This window comes from Micromonospora sp. CNZ296 (assembly GCF_007827635.1).
Genome location: NZ_VISW01000018.1, coordinates 90,503 through 109,231 on the forward strand (window position 1 = coordinate 90,503; position 18,729 = coordinate 109,231).

At 75.4% G+C, this 18,729-nt stretch carries 12 protein-coding genes; 2 read left to right on the forward strand and 10 right to left on the reverse strand.

Translation table 11 applies throughout. From position 1 onward, the window contains the following. Positions 1 to 53 precede the first annotated feature (53 nt). On the forward strand, positions 54 to 1,073 hold the full coding sequence (locus FB455_RS26330; RefSeq protein ID WP_145755149.1) for an SMP-30/gluconolactonase/LRE family protein: 1,020 nt from the start codon (positions 54 to 56) through the stop codon (positions 1,071 to 1,073). A 59-nt stretch (positions 1,074 to 1,132) separates the two neighbouring features. Here FB455_RS26330 and FB455_RS26335 read toward each other — a convergent pair whose 3' ends face one another. The 4 genes from FB455_RS26335 to pdhA all read right to left on the reverse strand — a co-directional run bounded on the left by FB455_RS26335 (position 1,133) and on the right by pdhA (position 6,702). Beyond that, positions 1,133 to 2,404, reverse strand: a complete 1,272-nt coding sequence (locus FB455_RS26335; protein WP_030272561.1) for a L,D-transpeptidase — start codon at positions 2,402 to 2,404, stop codon at positions 1,133 to 1,135. Positions 2,405 to 2,933: 529 nt separating this feature from the next. Further along, positions 2,934 to 4,445: a 2-oxo acid dehydrogenase subunit E2 gene (locus FB455_RS26340; protein WP_145755169.1), complete on the reverse strand. Its 1,512-nt coding sequence runs from the start codon at positions 4,443 to 4,445 to the stop codon at positions 2,934 to 2,936. A gap of 53 nt (positions 4,446 to 4,498) precedes the next feature. Then, the gene (locus tag FB455_RS26345; protein WP_013476595.1) at positions 4,499 to 5,503 is read right to left on the reverse strand and encodes an alpha-ketoacid dehydrogenase subunit beta; all 1,005 of its coding nucleotides are present in this window, start codon (positions 5,501 to 5,503) and stop codon (positions 4,499 to 4,501) included. Continuing rightward, positions 5,503 to 6,702, reverse strand: a complete 1,200-nt coding sequence (pdhA, locus tag FB455_RS26350; RefSeq protein WP_186466437.1) for a pyruvate dehydrogenase (acetyl-transferring) E1 component subunit alpha — start codon at positions 6,700 to 6,702, stop codon at positions 5,503 to 5,505. The genes FB455_RS26345 and pdhA overlap by 1 nt, the downstream gene beginning before the upstream one ends. A gap of 72 nt (positions 6,703 to 6,774) precedes the next feature. On the opposite strand from pdhA, the gene FB455_RS26355 reads away from it, so the two are divergent. Continuing rightward, positions 6,775 to 7,281, forward strand: a complete 507-nt coding sequence (locus FB455_RS26355; protein ID WP_013286599.1) for an Lrp/AsnC family transcriptional regulator — start codon at positions 6,775 to 6,777, stop codon at positions 7,279 to 7,281. Between the two features lie 5 nt (positions 7,282 to 7,286). Here FB455_RS26355 and FB455_RS26360 read toward each other — a convergent pair whose 3' ends face one another. Genes FB455_RS26360 through FB455_RS26385 form a run of 6 tightly spaced genes read right to left on the reverse strand, consistent with a single transcriptional unit; the run spans position 7,287 to position 18,684 of the window. Then, positions 7,287 to 8,267, reverse strand: a complete 981-nt coding sequence (locus FB455_RS26360; protein ID WP_145755151.1) for a non-homologous end-joining DNA ligase LigD — start codon at positions 8,265 to 8,267, stop codon at positions 7,287 to 7,289. 34 nt (positions 8,268 to 8,301) lie between these two features. Next, positions 8,302 to 10,431, reverse strand: coding sequence for a hypothetical protein (locus tag FB455_RS26365; protein WP_145755152.1), 2,130 nt, complete (start codon positions 10,429 to 10,431; stop codon positions 8,302 to 8,304). Positions 10,432 to 10,440: 9 nt separating this feature from the next. Beyond that, on the reverse strand, positions 10,441 to 11,553 hold the full coding sequence (locus tag FB455_RS26370) for a VWA domain-containing protein (RefSeq protein WP_145755153.1): 1,113 nt from the start codon (positions 11,551 to 11,553) through the stop codon (positions 10,441 to 10,443). After that, positions 11,550 to 13,904, reverse strand: a complete 2,355-nt coding sequence (locus FB455_RS26375) for a DUF5682 family protein (protein WP_145755154.1) — start codon at positions 13,902 to 13,904, stop codon at positions 11,550 to 11,552. Before FB455_RS26375 ends, FB455_RS26370 begins: the two co-directional genes overlap by 4 nt. Continuing rightward, positions 13,901 to 15,004 (reverse strand): ATP-binding protein, encoded by a 1,104-nt coding sequence (locus FB455_RS26380; RefSeq protein ID WP_145755155.1) that lies wholly within the window; start codon positions 15,002 to 15,004, stop codon positions 13,901 to 13,903. The genes FB455_RS26375 and FB455_RS26380 overlap by 4 nt, the downstream gene beginning before the upstream one ends. Then, the gene (locus FB455_RS26385) at positions 15,001 to 18,684 is read right to left on the reverse strand and encodes a DUF4132 domain-containing protein (RefSeq protein WP_145755156.1); all 3,684 of its coding nucleotides are present in this window, start codon (positions 18,682 to 18,684) and stop codon (positions 15,001 to 15,003) included. Before FB455_RS26385 ends, FB455_RS26380 begins: the two co-directional genes overlap by 4 nt. Between the last annotated feature and the right edge of the window lie 45 nt (positions 18,685 to 18,729).

Consider the following 18,729-nt stretch of genomic DNA (forward strand, 5'->3'; position numbering starts at 1 on the left):
CGAAACGCCGTCGGGGGCTGCCCTGCGCGACGCCGCCGGGCCACAATGAGCCGATGGTCGTCCCCCGCCCGCGAGCCCCACTGCTGATCCGGCCGGTCCGCGAGCCGGCGACGGTGCCGCCGCCGCTCACCGGCCCCTGGTCGCCCGCTGACACCCGGCTCGACCGGGCCGACCTGCTGCCGTTGCCGACCGGCGGCCACGGCCCGGAGGACGTGGTGGTCGACGGCGACGGCCGGGTGGTCAGCGGCGACGAGGACGGCCGGCTCTGGTGGTGGCCGGCCGACTCCCCGCCCGGCACGCCGCCGACGCTGCTGGCCGAGACCGGCGGACGTCCGCTGGGCATCGAGCGGGATCCGGTCGACGGCGGGCTGCTGGTCTGCGACGCCTACCGAGGGCTGCTGCGGGTCGACCCGGCCGGCCGGGTGCACGAGCTGACCGGGACCGCGCCGCCGGTGCACCTGGCCGACAACGCGGCGGTGGCACGTGACGGCACCGTCTACTTCACCGACTCGTCCGATCGGTTCCCGCTCTCGCACTGGAAGCGCGACCTGCTGGAGCATCGGCCCAACGGGCGGGTCCTCGCGTACGACAGGCGCACCGGGCGCACCGACGTGGTCGCGGACGGGCTCTACTTCCCCAACGGGCTCGCGCTCACCCCGGACGAGTCGGCGCTGATGCTCGCCGAGACCGCCACCCACCGGCTGCTGCGGGTCGACCTGCCCAGCGGGCGGGCCACGGTGCTCACCGACCTGCCCGCGTACCCGGACAACATCTCCGGCGTCGGCGACGGCACCTACTGGGTCGCGTTGCCCAGCCCGCGGCTGCGGGCCATGGAACGGCTGCTGCCGCATCCCCGGGTACGGCAGATCCTGGCCCTGCTGCCCGGCGCGGTGCAGCCGCAGCCGCGCCGCTACGGGCTGGTCGCGCTGGTCGACGGCGACGGCCGGGTGCTGCGCACGCTGCACGGCCCGAGCGGGGCGTACCCGATGGTCACCGGCGTGCGGCAGCACGGCCGCCACCTCTGGCTGGGCAGTCTGACCGCCACCGGGGTGGCCCGCGTCGGCCTGGACTGAGCGCGACGGGGCCGGCCCGCGCGGACGCGGGCCGGCCCCGTGGCCGTTCCTCCCCAGGTTCAGCCGCCGCTGTTGCTCCGCGAGGGGGCCGGGGCCGGTGACGACCCGCCGGCCACCGCGCCCGGGTGCGGCGTGGCGCTCTGCGTGGGCTTCAGCCCCGCCGGTACGGGCAGCGCGCTGCCCTTGGCGAACTCGTCCCAGCCGACGTTCCAGGCGGTGAATCCGTTGCCCTGGTCGAGCTTCACCTCGGTGCCCTTGACCGTCACCAGGTCACCGACCTGCGTGAAGCCCATCAGCCAGTCCGCGGCGGTGGCCGAGACGTTGGTGCAGCCGTGCGAGACGTTCGTGCTGCCCTGGTCGCCCTCCGACCACGGCGCCGAGTGGATGAACTCGCCGCCCCAGGTCAGCCGCTGGGCGTCGTCCACGTCGACCACGTAGCCACCGTTGGGCTCACCGCGGGTGTCGAACGTGGTGTGCTCGTGCTTCTCCATGATCACCATGTTGCCGCTCGACGTCGGCGTGCTCGGCTTGCCGAGGCTGACCGGGATCCTCTTGACCACCTTGCCGTCCTGGTAGACGGTCATCTGCTTGGCCTCGTTGTCGATGTCGAGCGTCACCTGCCGGCCGACCTTGGCGCTCGCGACCCGGTCGGAGTCGCCGATCGCCTCCTTGCCGATGGGCAGACCCTGCAACGCGCTGCGCACGCTGATCTTCGTGCCCGGCTTCCACCGGTCCGGCGCCCGGTACTCGGCCTGCTTGCCGTCGGCCACCCACGACCAGGTGCCCGGCTGCGGCGGGTCGGTCTTCACGAACAGCCGGCGCTGGACGTCCGCGCGCGCCTCCTTCGGGATCGGCGGGTCGAATCCGAGCACGACCGGCATCGCCGTCCCGTACGTCTGATTCGGCCGGAAATACAATTCGCTGGTGACTGCCGGTTTGGTGGATTTGGCCATTGTCGTGAACGTCGTCTTCTGCGTGGCGGTCCTGCCCGAATCGCCGGTCGCGGTCACCTCCGCGGTGTACGTCCGGGAATTGGCGAGCGGCCGGTCCGGCACCCAGCCGGAGCCGTCCTCACGCGGCTGGGCCGGCACCGCGTTGCCCTTGTCGTCGGTCAGCTTGACGGCTGTCACCTTGCCGTTGCTGACCTTCGTCCCCACCTCCGCGCTGATCGGCACGTCCCGGGTGCGGTCGGCCGGCGTCACGGCGACCGACGGCGGCGCGGCCTCGGCCCGCTTCGTCACCGACTTCGGGCCGGCGGTACACGCGCCGACCGCCAGCGGCGCGGCTGCGACGGTCATCGCGAAAAGCGTCAGTCGGCGCCTCGCAAACATATTTCGCCCCCCATTTCCGAACCCTCTCGCCCACATTCTGTAGGCCTGGGATCGCGCCGTGGCACCTTCGGCGGAATTGCTCGGAAACAGCTGTGCGAATTGTGCCGGACAGGCAATTCCCGTCCCCGGTTGCGCCCCACGCGCCCTCCGCCCGGTTCCCCACCCCCTCACCCACCGCCGGGCGCAGAGCGAGATCTTGGTACGAAACGGCCCCCATAGGGGCACTTTCGTACCAAGATCTCGACCGGTCCCACCCGTCGGAACAACGATCTCGCAAGGGCGGCGCTGGACGCCGCAGGCCGGCCGAGCCCGGCTCTCGTCCGCGCCACCCGCACCGCCGCCGCGCCGCCCGCACCACTGCCGCCGCGCCACCCGCACCACTGCCGCGCGATCTTGCAGTTTCGGCCCTGGAGAAGGGTGCGAATCGGGCACACCGCGGGCCGCAAGTGCAAGATCGCGAGCGGGCGGGCGGCGGGGACGGAAGCGGCCCCGGCTCTCCGTGGGGAGGGCCGGGGCCGGGAGGGCGGGGTCAGACGTTGGCGACCAAGAGGGCGGGCTGCTCGACGCAGTCGGCGACGTGGCGCAGGAAGCCGCCGGCCACGCCACCGTCGCAGACGCGGTGGTCGAAGGTGAGGCTGATCTGGGTCACCTTGCGGACGGCGAGCTGCCCGTCCACCACCCACGGCTTGTCCACGATCCGGCCGACGCCGAGCAGCGCCGCCTCCGGGTGGTTGATGATCGGCGTGGAGCCGTCCACGCCGAACACGCCGTAGTTGTTGAGCGTGAACGTCCCACCGGTCAACCGTGCCGGCGGCAGCGTGCCGGCCCGGGCCGCCGCAGTGGTCTCGGCGAGTGCGGCGGCCAGCTCCCGGGTGGTGAGCCGCTGCGCGTCGCGCAGCACCGGCACGACCAGGCCCCGGTCGGTCTGCGCGGCGATGCCCAGGTGTACGCCCGCGGACTGGACGATCCGCTGGCCCTCGGTGTCGACGTGCGCGTTGAGCTGCGGGAACTTCCGCAGGCCGCTGAGGCAGATCCGGGCCAGCAGCGCCAGGATGCTCACCGGCGTGTCAGGGGTGGCCGCGTTGATCGCGGCGCGCGTCTCCAGCAGGCCGGTGGCGTCCACGTCGACCCAGATGGTCACCTCGGGGATCTCCCGCCGGCTGCGGGAGAGCTTGTCGGCGATCACCTTGCGGATGCCGGTGAGCGGGATGACAGTGTCGCCGTCGCCGGCCGGGGCGAGCCCGACGTGCGCGGCCGGGGCGTCCGGCACCGCTGCCAGCCGGGCCGCCGGAGCAGCGGGCGCGGCCACGGCGGCGTCAAGGTCGGCCCGGCGGATCACGCCGCCCGGCCCGGTTCCGCGCAGCGACGCCAGGTCGATGCCGTGCTCCTTGGCCAGCCGCCGCACGATCGGCGAGATGACGAGCGGCGCCGATTGCACGCCGGTCGGTTCCGGCGCAGCCGTGCGGTCCGCCGAGGCGGCCGTGCCGTTCGGAGCCGACAAGCCAGCCGAAACCGAGCCCGCCGGACGCGATGAACCGGCCAGAACCGGGCCGGCCGGAACCGGAGAGCCCGCTGGCGCCTGTGAGCCCGCCGGAGCCGGAGAGCCGGCCGCCGGACCGGACGCCAGGTCCGCCGTGACCGGCGTACCGGGCTCGGGGGCCAGCGCCAGCCGCGGACGGCGCCGCCGCCGACCCGTGCCGCCGTGGCCGGTGCCGTAGCCGATCAGGACGTTGCCGGAACCGGCCCGCTCCTCCTCGCGGTAGGTGGCGTGCGGATCGGGGGCGTCGTCGAGCGGGGCGATGGTGATCAGCGGCTGGCCCACCGGGCGTACCTCACCGGCCGCGCCGTGCAGGGCCACGACCCGGCCGGCGTACGGGCACGGCACGTCGACCACGGCCTTGGCGGTCTCCACCTCGACCACCGTCTGGTCCACTGTGACCACGTCGCCGACTGCGACCCGCCACTCGACGATCTCCGCCTCGCTCAGCCCTTCCCCGAGGTCCGGCAGAAGGAAGTCCCGGTTCCCCACAGCCGTGGTCATGCTGTACCGGCCGGGCATGCCCTCACGGCCCTCGCTCCGCTCGGTGCGTTCGGTCATGCCGCCACCCACCTTGTGTCCGGCTGGTCGTCCCACTGGAGCCGGGCCACGGTGTCCAGCACCCGGTCGACCGAGGGCAGGTGGGTGTGCTCCAGCATCGGCGCCGGGTACGGGATGTCCAGGCCGGACACACGCAGCACCGGGGCGTGCAGGGCGTGGAAGCAACGCTCCTGCACCCGCGCGGCGATCTCCGCGCCGACACCGGCGAAGCCCTGCGCCTCCTGGATCACCACGCACCGGCCGGTACGGCGGACCGAGGCGGTGACGGTGGCGTCGTCGAACGGCACGATGCTGCGGACGTCGACGACCTCCAGGTCCCAGCCCTCCTCGCGGGCGGCCTCGGCGGCGGCGAGCGCGACAGGCACGGCCGGGCCGTACGCGATCAGCGTGGCGTCGGTACCGGGGCGGCGGACCACGGCGGTGCCGATCGGCGCGGTACGGGCCGGCAGATCCGCCTCTGCGCTGGTGAAGTAGAGCTTCTTGGGCTCCAGGAAGACCACCGGGTCGGGGTCGTCGATGGCGGCGCGCAGCAGCGAGTACGCGTCGTCCACCGTCGCGGGCGTGACCACCTTCAGGCCGGGGGTGTGCGCGTAGTACGCCTCGGACGAGTCGCAGTGGTGCTCCACGCCGCCGATGCCGCCGGCGTACGGCACCCGGATGACGATCGGCACGCTCAGCGCGCCGCGGGTGCGGTTGCGCAGCTTCGCCACGTGCGAGGCGATCTGCTCGAACGCCGGGTACGCGAACGCGTCGAACTGCATCTCGACGACCGGCCGCAGCCCGGACATGGCGAGGCCGACGGCGAACCCGACGATGCCGGCCTCGGCGAGCGGGGTGTCGAAGCAGCGCTTGTCGCCGAAGCGGGCCTGAAGCCCGTCGGTGATCCGGAAGACGCCGCCGAGCTGGCCGACGTCCTCACCGAAGACGAGCACGCGGTCGTCGTCGAGCATCGCGTCGGCGAGCGCGGCGTTGAGCGCCTTCGCCATGGTCATGGTGGCCATCAGGCGTCCCCCTCCGCGTCGGCGGCCAGCTCGGCCCGGACCATCTCGCGCTGCTCGGCGAGTTGCGGCGTCGGCTCGGCGTACACGTGGTCGAACAGGCTCAGCGGGTCCACCGTCGGCTGGGCGTCCATCCGGCGGCGCAGCGCGGCGGCGTACTCCTCGGCCTCTGCCGCGATGGCCGCGACGGCGGCGTCGTCGAGGACGCCCCTGGACCGCAGGTACGCCTCGAGCCGGGCGATCGGGTCGCGGTCGCGCCACGCCTCGACCTCGTCGGCGTCGCGGTAGCGGGTCTGGTCGTCGGCGTTGGTGTGCGGTTCCATCCGGTACGTGTGGGCCTCGACCAGGTAGGGGCCCTTGCCGGCGCGGGCGTGCGCGACGGCGCGCTCCAGCACCGCCAGCACTGCCACCGGGTCGTTGCCGTCGACCTGCTCGCTGGGTACGCCGTAGCCGACGCCCTTGTAGGCGAGGCTCGGCGCGGCGGTCTGCCGGGACAGCGGCACGCTGATCGCGTACTTGTTGTTCTGCACCAGGTAGACGACGGGCGCCTTGAACACGGCGGCGAAGTTGATGCCCTCGTGGAAGTCGCCCTCGCTGGTGGCGCCGTCGCCGATGAATGCCAGCGCCACTGTGTCACGCCCCTGGTACGACTCGCCGTAGGCCAGCCCGGCGGCGTGCACGCACTGGGTGGCGAGCGGGGTGCACTGCGGCGCGGTGTGGGTGGCGGCGGGGTCGTACCCGCAGTGCCAGTCGCCGCGCAGCAGCGTGAGCACCTCGACCGGGTCGAGGCCGCGCGCGGTCAGTGCCATCGACTCGCGGTAGGTGGGGAACACCCAGTCGGTGTCGCGCAGCGCGAGGACGCCGCCGATCTGGCACGCCTCCTGGCCGCGGGCGGACGGGTAGACGGCGAGGCGGCCCTGCTTGGTGAGCGCGGTGGCCTGCACGTCGAAGCGGCGGCCGACGACCATCCGCCGGTACATCTCGCGCAGCGTCTCGACCGACGGCTCCGGGTAGTCGTCGCGGGCCGGCAGCGGGGTCCCGTCGGGTTCGAGCAGCCGGACCGGTTCCCGCTGCGGCATGAAGCCGGCCGACGGGTCGGGTGCGGCCGGGGTGGACTTCCGGCGGGTGCGCGGGGATGCCCTGCGGACCGCCTGGGGTGTGGTCGTCACGGCGGGGACCTCCTGGACGTGTGGTGGCCCTATGCTCCCGGTCGTGGATGATTGACTCAACATCCGGGATGAACGCGGGACGAATGGCACAGGAGGGCGGCTGAGGTGAGCCAGGAGACCGGCGCCACACCGGGCGCGGCGGGCGGAACGGGACGTTCGGCCGGGCCGCTCGACGAGGTGGATCGGCGGATCCTGCGCGAGCTGGTCCGCGACGCCCGGACGTCCATCCGTACGCTCGCCGAACGGGTGCACGTCTCCCGCACCAACGCGTACGCCCGGGTGGAGCGGCTGCTGCGCGACGGGGTGCTGACCGGGTTCACGGCGCGGGTCGCGCCGGAGCCGGCCGGGCTGGGCACGTCGGCGTACATCGCGCTCACCATCGAGCAGAACACCTGGCGGGAGGTCTCCGCCGAGCTGGCCCGGGTGCGCTACATCGAGCACGCGGCGTTGCTCAGCGGCGAGCACGACGTCCTCGCGCTGGTCCGGGCGCCGGACAACGCGACGTTGCGGGACGTGGTGCTGGACCGGGTGCAGAGCATCGCCGGGGTGCTGTCCACGCGTACCTGGCTGGTGTTCGAGGAGTTCGACGGCACGCAGAGCCCCTGGGACTGACCGCCTCAGCGTTCCGGCGGCGACTCCAGCCCTTCCGCGTCGGCCCGCTCCAACAGCGTTTCCAGCGAGTACCGCCGCCCGTCCAGCCCGGCGTGCGGGTCGCCAAGCTCGGCGAACCGCGCGGGCATGCTGAGCACGTCGAAGTCCTCCGGGCGGGCGTCGTCCAGCTCGGACCAATCCAGCGGTGCCGAGACCAGCGCCGCGGGCGTCGGCCGGATCGAGTACGCCGACGTCATGGTGTGGTCACGGGCCATCTGGTTGTAGTCGACGAAGACCGGCCGGTCCCGCTGGTCGCGCCACCAGGTGGTGGTGACCAGGTCGGGCAGGCGGCGCTGCATCTCCCGGCCCAGCGCCAGGACCGCCCGTCGGCACTCGCCGAAGCTCCAGCGCGGCTCGATCGAGACGTAGACGTGGATGCCGCGCCCGCCGGTGGTCTTCGGGAAGCCCTCCAGGCCCAGCTCGGTGAGGTACGCGCGCACCTCGTGCGCCACCGGCACCACCTGCGCGAAGTCCACGCCCGGCATCGGGTCGAGGTCGATGCGCAGCTGGTCGGGGTGTTCCACGTCGTCCTTCGACACCGGCCACGGGTGGAACCGCAGCGTGCCCAGGTTGGCCGCCCAGATCACCACCGCCAGCTCGCTCGGGGCGACCTCGTCGGCGGTACGGCCACTGGGGAACGTGATGTGCGCGGTGCGGACCCAGTCGGGCGCACCGGCCGGGAGCCGCTTCTGGTAGAACGCGTCGCCCTTGTTGGTCTGCCGGGTGGCGACCTTCGCGCCCTCGAACACGCCGCGCGGCCAGCGTTCCAGCATGGTCGGCCGGTCCCGCAGCGCGCGCAGGATGCCGTCGCCGACGGACAGGAAGTAGCTGACCACGTCCAGCTTGGTCAGCCCGCGCTCCGGGAAGTAGGGCTTGTCGGGGCTGGAGACGCGGACCAGCCGCTCCCCCACCTGGATCTCCTGCGCCGCCGTGGTCGCCACCGTCACACCGTAGCGATCCGGCCCGGCCGTGGGGACCGGCTCACCGGGACTCCGCCGTCACCGACAGCCGGATCCAGGCGTCCACCCAGGCCCGTACCGCCGGTTCGCCGGGGTCGGCGCCGAGCGTCCCGGCCAGGCCGGACAGGGCCGCGCCGCAGCGGTCCAGGCCGACTCCGCCGAGCGCGGCGGCCGTCGCGCGCAGCCGGTCGGGGAAGCCCACCGGCAGGTGCCGCAGGCCGGTGTGCGCGGCCTGGGCGAGCAGCGCCGACGCCGTACCGAGCGCCGCGGCGACCGGGTCGGGCCGGGCGTCGACCGCGCCGGTCAGCCGGCCGTCGCCCACCCCAGGCGCCAGGTCGGGTACGACCACCGCGTCGGCGACCACCGCCAGCGGCTCGACGACGAGCCCGTCGGCGCCCCGGCGGACCGTCCCGCTGACGTAGCGCGGCGGCCCGTGTGTGCCGTCCAGCGCCGCCGCGAGCGCGTCGAGTGCACCAGGGGCGGCGGCGTGGTGGGTCGCGGTGACGGTCGCCGTGCCGCCGTCGGCCCCGGTCACCGTGGCGTGCAGGCGTTGCTCGCCGGCCGCGTACCCGATGGCGCGCACCTCGCCGAGCGCGAGCACCCGCACCGACTCGGCGGCGGTGCGGGGGCGCAGCAGCCGGGGTGGCCGCCCGGCCAGCTCCGCGGCGAGCGCGTCCGGGTCGCGGGCGAGCAGGCCGGGCGGCAGGCCGGACCACTCCCCCGCGCCGGGGGTGACCGTGGTGCGGGCCAGCCGGCCGGCGGCGATCCGGAGCCGGTGCGCGGCGCTGCGCACCGCCGACTCGGAGACCACGTTGCCGGTGGCGAGCGCGCCGAGCGTGGCGCCGGTGACGCGCCGCCCGGCCAGCTCGTGCCCGGTGGGCGGGCCGTCCTCGGTGACCGGGTAGGCGCGGCGCAGCACCAGCACCGAGACGGCCGCCGGGTGGGCGAGCACCACGTCCACGCCCACCTCGCCTCCACTGCACCGGACCCGGGCACCGAGGCCGGTCAGCCGTACCCGCCGCAGCGGCGTCTCCGCCGGCTCGTGGGTGCCCAGCACACGCTCCACCGGGGTGGCGCCCGCGTTCACCACCGCGCGCCGCCGCGCGGGCAACTCGGCGAGCAGGTCGGCGAACGTCTCCGGCTGGTACCGGGCGCCACGCGCGGCGTACGCCTCCAGTTGCCCGGCCAGGTCCTCGACGGCGAGCAGCGGCCAGCGCAGACCGGCCGCGTCGAGGTCACGCCGGGTCGCCGCCAGCCGGGCGTCCACGCCGGAGCCCAGGTGCGCGGCCCCGGTCAGCAGCACGTCGGCGGCCAGCGCCACCGCCGCGTCCAGCGTCGGATGCTCCGTGACGGTGGCGGTTCCGCCGACGCGTACCTGCGCCTCCGGACGGTCCGGGTGTTCCCGGTCGGCCGCCCGGCACGCCCACACGGCGAGCGCGATCGCCTCACCGCCGTCGTCGGCCGCGTCGCCGCGCGCGTACCCGATCTGGCGGGGCACCAGGAACCGGACCGTGCCGGTGGGCAGCTCCACACGCGGGACCGGGTCGGCGGCGTCCGGCCGGTGGACCACAGCGGCGTAGCCGCGCCGCAGCCGTCGTCGCGCGGCGGTGAGCGCCGGCGCGCCGATCGCGGCGGCCAGTTCCTCGTCGGTGACGTCACCCGGCGACCACCGCCACGGCTCGCTCCCGGCTGCGGCGCCCTCCCGGCCCGGCGCCGCGACCCGGCCCGGCCCGGCCGCATTGCCCGGCACAGCCTCCTGGTCCCGCGACGCGCCGGGGCCCGGAGCCTGCCCGCCTGGATCGGCGTGCCGGCCCGGCGCGGCATCCGTGTCCGGTGCGGCCTCCCCGTCCGGTGCGGCCTCCCCGTCCGGGGCGTCGGCGTGCGTGCGCTGGTAGGTCAGCACGACGGCGAGCAGGTGCCGGCACACGCCGGGCGCCGGGCAGGAGCAGATCCCGGCCGCCAGGCCGCCGCCCACGGGCAGCGTCACAGTCACCCCGTCCGGGTACGCGGCACGCACCGCGCCGTCGGCGTCCTCGGTGAGCGCGGGCCGCTCACCGGCGTCGACCTCCTTCGTGGCGCGCTTCACCAGGCCCCTGTTGCTCAGCGCGGCCAGCACGTCCGGGGTGAGCGCGATCAGGTCGTCACGGATCATCCGGTCCCCCTACCGGCCCACGTGCTCGGCCACGAACGCGGCCAGCTCGCCCGGCGTCATCGCGCCGACCGCCGCGCCCACGTCGGCCAGCCGCTGGGCGGTGGCCCGGTCGTACGCCGGGTCGGCCTCCTCGTCCAGCGCGGCGAGCGCGAGCACGTGCGTGCCCTGCTCCACGAGTTGCTTCACCGACCGGACCAGACGTCCGGCGTCGCCGCCCTCGTAGAAGTCGGACACCAGCGCGACTATCGACCGGCGCGGGTTCTCCACGAGCTGCGCGCCGTACGCGACCGCGCGGGCGATGTCGGTACCGCCACCGAGCTGCACCTTCATCAGCAGCTCCACCGGGTCGTCCACGTCGGAGGTCAGGTCGACCACGTCGGTGTCGAACGCGACCAGGTGGGTCCGCACGCCGGGCAGCCCCCACAGGCAGGCGGCGGTGACCGCGGCGTGGATCACCGAGCCGAGCATCGAGCCGGACTGGTCCACCAGCAGGATCACCTGCCAGCGGTCCAGGTGACGGCGGGTACGGGAGAAGAAGTGCGGCTGCCGGACGTGCAGCCGGCGCTCGTCCGGCCGCCAGTGCGCCAGGTTCGCCCGGATGGTCCGGCGTACGTCGAAGTTGCGGGCCTGCCGGAAACGGCTGGGGCGGCGCGCCCGGGGCCCGGAGAACGACTGCCGCACCTCCCCTGCCAGCCGCTCGACCAGTTGCCGCACCACCGACTCGACCAGCTTGCGGGCCAGCCGCAGCACCTGCGGGTCCATCAGGTGCTTGGTGCGCAGCACCGCGCGCAGCAGCGCCGGGTTCGGCTCGACCCGGGCCAGCACCGCCGGGTCGGTGACGACCTCGTGGATGCCGTACCGCTCGACCGCGTCGCGTTCCAGCCGCTGCACCGTCTCCTTCGGGAACAGCCGGGTGATCCCGTCCAGCCAGTCCACAGTGGTCAGCGCGGACGGGCCGGACCCGCCGCGCCGCACGTCGCGGCGGCCGAGTTCCGCGTCCCTGCCGTAGAGCCAGTCCAGCGCGGCGTCCCGGCCGGCCGCCTCGGCAGACAGGCCGCCCAGGCTGTCCTGCGCGGCGTCGCCGAGTACCAGCCGCCAGCGTTCCCGCATCGGGTCGGTCACGTCCGGTCCCCCTCCCACAGCCCTTCCCGGGTCAGCACCGCGTCGACCCGCTCCTCCACCGCGCGGGCGGCGGCCACCAGCAGCGGGTCGGCGTCCAGCCGCAGCAGGTCACCGGGCGGCGCGTCGCCGCCGTGCAGCGCCTGCACGTGCCGGGCAACCTCCGCCCGCTCCCGGGGCGGGAACCAGCCGAACGCCTGCCTCAGCGCGGGCAGCGCCACCAGGAAGTCGTGCGCGCCCATCGCGGCGAGCAGTTCGTCCACCACTGTGAGCAGCGCCGCGTCGCCGCTGACCACCTCCTCCCGGGCCAGCGCGAACAGCCCGGACAGCCAGTCGCCGAGCGTGTCCGGTGCGGCCACGGCCCGGACCGCGCGGGCCGCATCCGGCACGTCCCCCAGCGACCAGGCCAGACCCAGCGCCGCGCCGCGCAGGTCCGGCGGGGCCGCCGGGTCGGCCGCCACCCGCCCGGCCACTGCCAGCGCGCCGTCCCGGTCGAGCCCCAGCGCCGGGCCGGCGTGGCGAACCGCGTCCCGGACCGCCACGAGCGCGGTGAGCCGGCCCGGGTCGGCCGGCGCGGCCGTGGCGCGCACGCCCTCGACGAGCCAGAGCGCCCGGCGTACGGCGGCGGTGATCAGCGCGCCCAGCGGGGCGGTCCCGGCGCTGCCGAGCAGCCCGTCGTGCCGCCACAGCGCCAGTGCCACTGCGAGCGCCCGGCCCAGCGCCCGCAGGTCGGTGACCGCGCCGGTGGCACGGGCGATCGCGGTGAGCGTCCGGGTGGAGTGCTCGGGCAGCCCGGCCAGCGCGGTGTCGAACAGCGTCGTGGCGAGCGCGTCGACGTCCGCGCCGAGCAGCGTCACCCGCTCCTCGATCCGGGCGGTGACGGCGTCCAGCACGGTCGGCCCGTACCCGCCCGCCTCGATCACCCGGGCGAGCCGGTCCGCCGACGGCGCGGGCGACCAGCGTTCGGTGAGCAGCGCGTCCGCGCCCACCCGGGGGCCGCGTTCGCGGACGTGACCGGGTACGTCGAGCAGCCGCAGCCGGTGCAGCAGGCGGCTGCGGGCCAGGTCGCCGGCGACTGTCAGGTCCAGCTCGGCCGCCTCGTGCGGATCGATCCGGTGGCGTTCCAGCTCGGCGTCGACGTCGTGCACGAGCGGCGGCAGCGGCGTGTCCGGGTGCAGGCGGCCCACCCGGTCGCCGCTGAGCGCGGCCACCATCTCCACCACCACCGGGTGGGCACCTGGTGCCAGCGTGCCCCGGGTCGCCCACGGCAGCGGCTGGTCGAGCGCGTCGGTGACCAGTGCGGACACCAGCCCGTCGAGCACGTCGACCCGGCCCGGGTGGGCGTGGCCGCGCAGCCGGGCCAGGCCGCCGGCCATGCTCCGGGCGGCGATCAGGTCGGCGGTGGAGACGGGCTGCCGCCGGGCACGCAGCCGGGCCGCCACCGCCTCGGTGAGCGCCTCCGCGGCCCGGCGCGGGCCGTCCTCCCAGACCCGCTGGTAGTACGCCGGTGACGGCATCCCGGACTGGTAGCCGACGAACGCGTCCAGACGCCGGAACGAGTACGGCACGAGGTAGCTGCCCGCCACCGCGTCCGGAGCCGGGGCGGGCACCTCCGGCCAGTCGTCCTCATCCGGTCCGGTGCCGTCCGGGCCCGTGCCGTAAGGGCCGGTGCCGTGCCGATCGGCGCCGTCCGGGCCGACGGTCAGCCGGACCAGGGCGGGACGGTGGAAGCCGCCGGTCACCACCAGCACCGGGCGGCCGGCGGCCCGGCGACGGGCGGCGCGTACCCAGCGGGCCATGTACGCCTCCCGGGCGGTGTCGTCAGCCCCGGCCGCCGACTCGCCCCGCAGCACGTCGAAGTACGTGTCCAGCCGCTCGGCCAGCCCGTCGTCCGGGCCGATCTCGAACAGGTGGTCCCAGAGCGCGTCCACGTTGTCCACGGCGAGCGTGGCGCACAGCCGGCGCACCGCCTCGGCGTACCGCTGGTCGGCGTCGGCGTACCGGTTGGCGCGGTCGGACAGCGCTGGATGCCACGCGGGCAGGTCGATGAAGCGCAGCTGCGCGCCCACCTCCCGCCCGGCGGTCAGCGCCACCCACTCCGGCGAGTACGCGCAGAACGGGCTCCAGGAGGCGTGCCGCCGGGTGCCGTCGCGGTGCGCGGTGAACACGGCGATCGGCAGCTCGTGGTCTCCCAGCAGCTCGTCCATCCGCCCGTTCAGGTCCGCCGGCCCCTCCACCAGCACGTACGCCGGGCGCAGCCGCGCCACCGTGGCCGCGACCAGCCGGGCGCAGGCCGGGCTGTGGTGCCGGACGCCGAGGAACGTGACGCCGCCGGGCGCCTCGGTGGCGCTCACCCGGGCAGCAGGTGCCGGGCGTCGTGCACCGCCCGCCACTGCACGCCGGAGCGGCGGGACACCTGCTGCTCCAGGTAGCGGCGCAGCCGGGCCAGGTCCTCCGCGTCGTCCTTCGCGGCGGTGCCGGCCAGGCAGGCGACCAGGTCGGCGGCGTCGCCGGACTCGCCGCGCAGGAACCAGCCGCGCAGCCCGACCGCGTGCGCCACCGACACCGCCTCCGCGGTGCTCATCACCGCCGACAGCCGCTCCATCGCGTCGCCGCGTTCGGTGATGCCGGTCCGCAGCTCCCGGAACGTGGTGACCAGCACCTCCAACAAATCCCGCCGGGGCGGCGCGGTCACGCCGGAGCGGCGCAGCAACTCGCCCGCCTCGGCCTCGACCAGTTCCAGCTCGGTGCCGAGGTCGGGGATCGGGAAGACGGTCTCGAAGTTGAACCGCCGCTTCAGGGCGGCGCTCATCTCGTTGACGCCCCGGTCCCTGGTGTTCGCGGTGGCGATCACGTTGAAGCCCTCGCGGGCGAACACCATGGCGTCGGCGCCCGGCAGCTCCGGAACGGCGAGCACCCGGTCCGACAGCGGGGAGAGCAGGCAGTCCTGCACCTCCAGCGGGCAGCGGGTGATCTCCTCGAAGCGGACCACCCGCCCCTCGGCCATGCCGCGCAGCAGCGGCGCCGGCACCAGCGCGCGCGGCGACGGGCCGTCGGCGACCAGCAGCGCGTAGTTCCACGAGTAGCGGATCTGGTCCTCGGTGGTGGCCGCGCCGCCCTGGATGGTCAGCGTGGAGTCGCCGCTGACAGCGGCGGCGAGCAGCTCCGACAGCAGCGACTTGGCGGTGCCCGGCTCGCCGACGAGCATCAGCCCGCGGCTGGTCGCCAGCGCCACAAGCGCCCGGTCGATGAGCGACGGGTCACCGACGAACTTGCGCCGCACCCCGGCGGCCGGGTCGCCGAGGATGAACCGGCGCGCCGCGCGCAGGCTCAGCCGCCAGCCCGGCGGGCGCGGGTCGCTGTCGTTCGCGGCCAGCACGGCCAGCTCGTCGGCGTACCGCACCTCGGCCGGGGGACGCTGGGCCCGCTCGGCGGCCGGATCGAGCGCGGTCACCGGGTCACCTCCGCCAGGTCGCGCAGCACCTCGGAGAGGGTGACGTCGTCGAGGTCGCCGAGGCGGACCTTGCCGCCGCGCTGGAACCAGTCGCCGCGCGGCACGTCGTTCACCCAGATCGCCTCGATCTTCTGGTCCGGGAACATGTCCACCACCCCGACCGCGATGCCGGGGTCGAGGTCGATCACCACGGCCCGGCCGCCGGGGGCCTCGCGCTCCAGCCAGCTCTGGATGCCGGCGTCCTGCGGCATGCCGCGCCGCCAGCCCCGCCGTTCCAGGCTGAGCAGCCGCCCGGCCGGGACCGTGACACCCGCGTGCCGCCGCAGCAGCGTCTCCGCGCGCTCGGCCGCGTCCAGCCGGTACACCTCGCGGCCGAGCTGCGGGAACGGCTGGAGGATCTCGTAGTCGGCGAACACCTCCGCCCAGGCCGGCACCGCCGCGCCGAGGCTCAGCGGGTGCGCGATGGTGACAGTGGCGTCGTCCGGCAGCGTGTACGTCTCGTCGTCGACATCGGCGAGCGTGCGGTCCTCGGCGACCCGGAACGCGGTGACCACCTGACCGGCGTCATCCACAGTGGCCCAGACCAGCCGGCGGACGACGTGCCAGAGCAGCGGGTGGGACAGGAAGTAGCGGCGGAAGTCGGCGGCCGGCCAGCGCCGCCCGGTCACCATGGCCGCCTCGAAGCGGCGGATCTGGTCGGCGGCGAGCGTGCGCACGTCCTTCTTCAGGCCGGCGAAGCGCTTGTGCGCGGCGGGCGCCAGCGTGGCGTCGTCCCGGGCGCCGGGCTTGGGCAGGTCCTTGCGGCGGGCGCCGGAGCCGTCCACCACGTACGGCTTGAGCTGCTCGTCGAAGCCGACTGTGAACCGGCGCGGCCCGTAGTCGAGGACGAGGCTGCCGTCGGCGTCCAGCCCGAGGTCGGGCACCAGGCGGTCGCCGAGCTGCTCGGGCGTCAGGCCCAGCCCGTCGGCGACCTCGGTCACCTTGCGCGCCGCCTGCTCCCGCAGGCCCCGGAACTTCACCTTCTGCGAGATGCCGTAGAGGTGCATCAGCGCCACGTCGGTGCCGATCTGCGCCAGCACCTCCAGGCCGGTCACCGCCCGGGTGTGCTGGCTCTCGCCCGGCCAGGCCCGCACCAGCGGCGCGAGCCGCCGCGCGGTCGAGTCGTCGCCGAGCAGCCCCAGCGCGGTGAACGCCCAGCCGTCCTTCGAGGGCGCACCGGCGCTCTGCCAGCTCTCGAACAGCGCCCAGGCGAACTCCGCCAGGGAGTCGGTGTCGCACGCCGCGCGGACGACCTCCACCCCCGGGTACGGCTCGCCGGGCGCGGAGATGGCGAGCATCGTGCAGAGGTGACGGACCGCGTCGGCGGGCAGCGCCGCCGAACGGTCCCGCAGCAGCACCTGCGGCAGCACCGCCGGGTCCAGCCACGCCGGCAGGCTCGGCATCCGGGCCGGGAGCTGGGCCAGCGGGTCCGCGTCGAGCATCGCCGTCGCGGCGGCGAGCGCCTCCTCGCCGTGCTCCCGGGCCACACCGAGGAGCACACCACGGTGCTCCGCGGCGACCAGCCGCAACGCCCGCTCGGCGGCCCGGCGACGCGGGCCGGGCTCGCCCAGGGCCGCAGGCAGCAGCGCCCGCACGGCGTACTCCGGGTGCCGCCGCAGCCAGGCGCGGGCGACCGGGCGGCCCGTCTTGAGCCGGTCGAGCCAGTCGGCCATCAGGTCGGCGACCTCACCGTCGGCGTACGGCAGCAGCACCTCGCCGACGCTCTTCGGCGCGGTGCGGGCCAGGTGCAGCGCGGTGGGAAGCGCGTCCAGCTCGTACCGGCCGGCGAGGCGGGACATCCACTCGTCGGCTCCCCAGGACTCGTCGGGCCGCCAGGACGGCAGCAGCGGCCGGGCCAGCTCCTCGGTGGCCCGGACGAAGAAGTGGATCGCCTCGTACGATCCGGCCCGCCCGGCGGCGACCTCGGCGGCCAACACGCTCAGGTCGTCGCCCCGCCACCAGCCGGACCAGCCGGGCACGATCGCGGCCCACCGCTCCCGCTCCCCCGGCAGCCAGGCCGTCGCGGACCCGGTGGGCCGGTTCAACCCGCCCACCACGGGCGGGTCGGCTCGTGGGCGCCGGACCGTCCAGGGCGGCGTCACCAGCACCGGCGGCAGCCGGTCCGGCGCGGCGACCGGCAACGCGGACGCGTCGTCGCGGATCCGCTCGACCCGTTCCCGCCGCGCCGGATCAAGCATCGGCAGCGCCGCCTCGACGGCGGCCGGGTTGGCCAGCACGTGCGCGCGCAACAGGGTGGCGGCCTCCCGCGCGGCCGGGCTGCGCCCCTCGGCGGCCGCGGACACCAGGCGCACGCCGCGCACCGGGAAGCGGCGCAGCATCTCCGTCATGGCGGGCGGGACGTACTTACGGTCCAGCCGGTCGAGCAGCGCCGCCATCGGCTCGTCACCGGGCAGGGCGGCCAGCAGCGACACCAGCCGCTGCCGCGCGTCCGCGCCGACGTGTTCGTCGTCGAACCACCCGGCCAGCACCGGCGCGATCGGCGGCCCGACAGCCGCGGTGGCGGTGACGATCGGCGCCTGGTCGTACATCAGCCGGTAGACCTGCAGGTGCCCGGCGAGGTTGTGGATCGCGTCCACGTCGTCGACTGCGCCGAGCAGCAGTTCCGCGAGCAGCGGACCCCCCTCGCGCGCCACGTCGGCGACGTCCTGGGCCACCCACTCCCGCTCGGTCGGCAGCAGGAACGAGGTGACCGCCCGCGCCGCCAGCGGCCCGGACCGGTACGGGACCAGCGCGGCGCGGGCCGCTGCGTAGTCGGCCTCGCGGGCCGCCGCGAGATGCGCGCGGACCCGGCGTAGCACCCCCTGACGCAGGCGCCAGTGGCCGTAGTTGTGCGCCTTGTTCACCTCGGCGCGGCCCAGCGAAAGCGGAGACGCCGACCCGGTGGCCGCCACGGTGATCTGCTCGGTCGCGGCGACCGCCGCTCCGGCCGGGCCGAGATCGGCGGCCAGCAGGTCGGCGAGGGCCACCCCCTGCTGGTCGCGTGCGTGATAGCCGAGCGCCACGGCCACTGCCGCCACCAGCGCGGCCCCGCCCAGCGGACCGGGCCGGCCGTCGAGGTAGCCGCGCAGCGCCGGACCCAGCTCCGGATCGTCGGTGGCCCGTGCGGTGGCGGCGACCGGTGCGGCCACCGAGTCCAGCACCTTGCGGCCGGCGGCGCGGCCCTTCGCGGCGCTCGGCAGGCCCGGGCCGGGTGTGCCGCCCCAGCGCGGGACCAGCATCCGCCGCCAGGCGGCCGGAACCTCGAACGCGTCCTCGTCCGGCAGCTCGCCGGCTTGCGATGTGGCCGACGGCGCCCCGGCCGGGACGCTACCGGCCGAACCGGCGGCGGCCGGATCGGCACCGGCCGCTTCCGGGTCGCGGCTCGGCGCAGCCGGCTCGACGGCGGGCGTTCCGGTGTGCCCGGCGGAGGGCGCGGCGGTCGTCTCGGCGTACCCCTTGCGCAGTTTCTCCGCGATCAGCCGGTCGGCGTGCGCGGCGGCCTTGGCCGGCGAACCCAGTTCCTTGACCTGGGTGCGGCCCTGCGCGCCGATCGATCCATAGCGGACCGTCACCGTCGCGTCGCTCTGCCCGACCTCCCAGAACTTGGCCGAACCGCCGCCCACGAACTCGAATCTGCGCACACCGTCTCCTTGATCGCCCGCAGTGTGCGGGGACCATAACCGGCC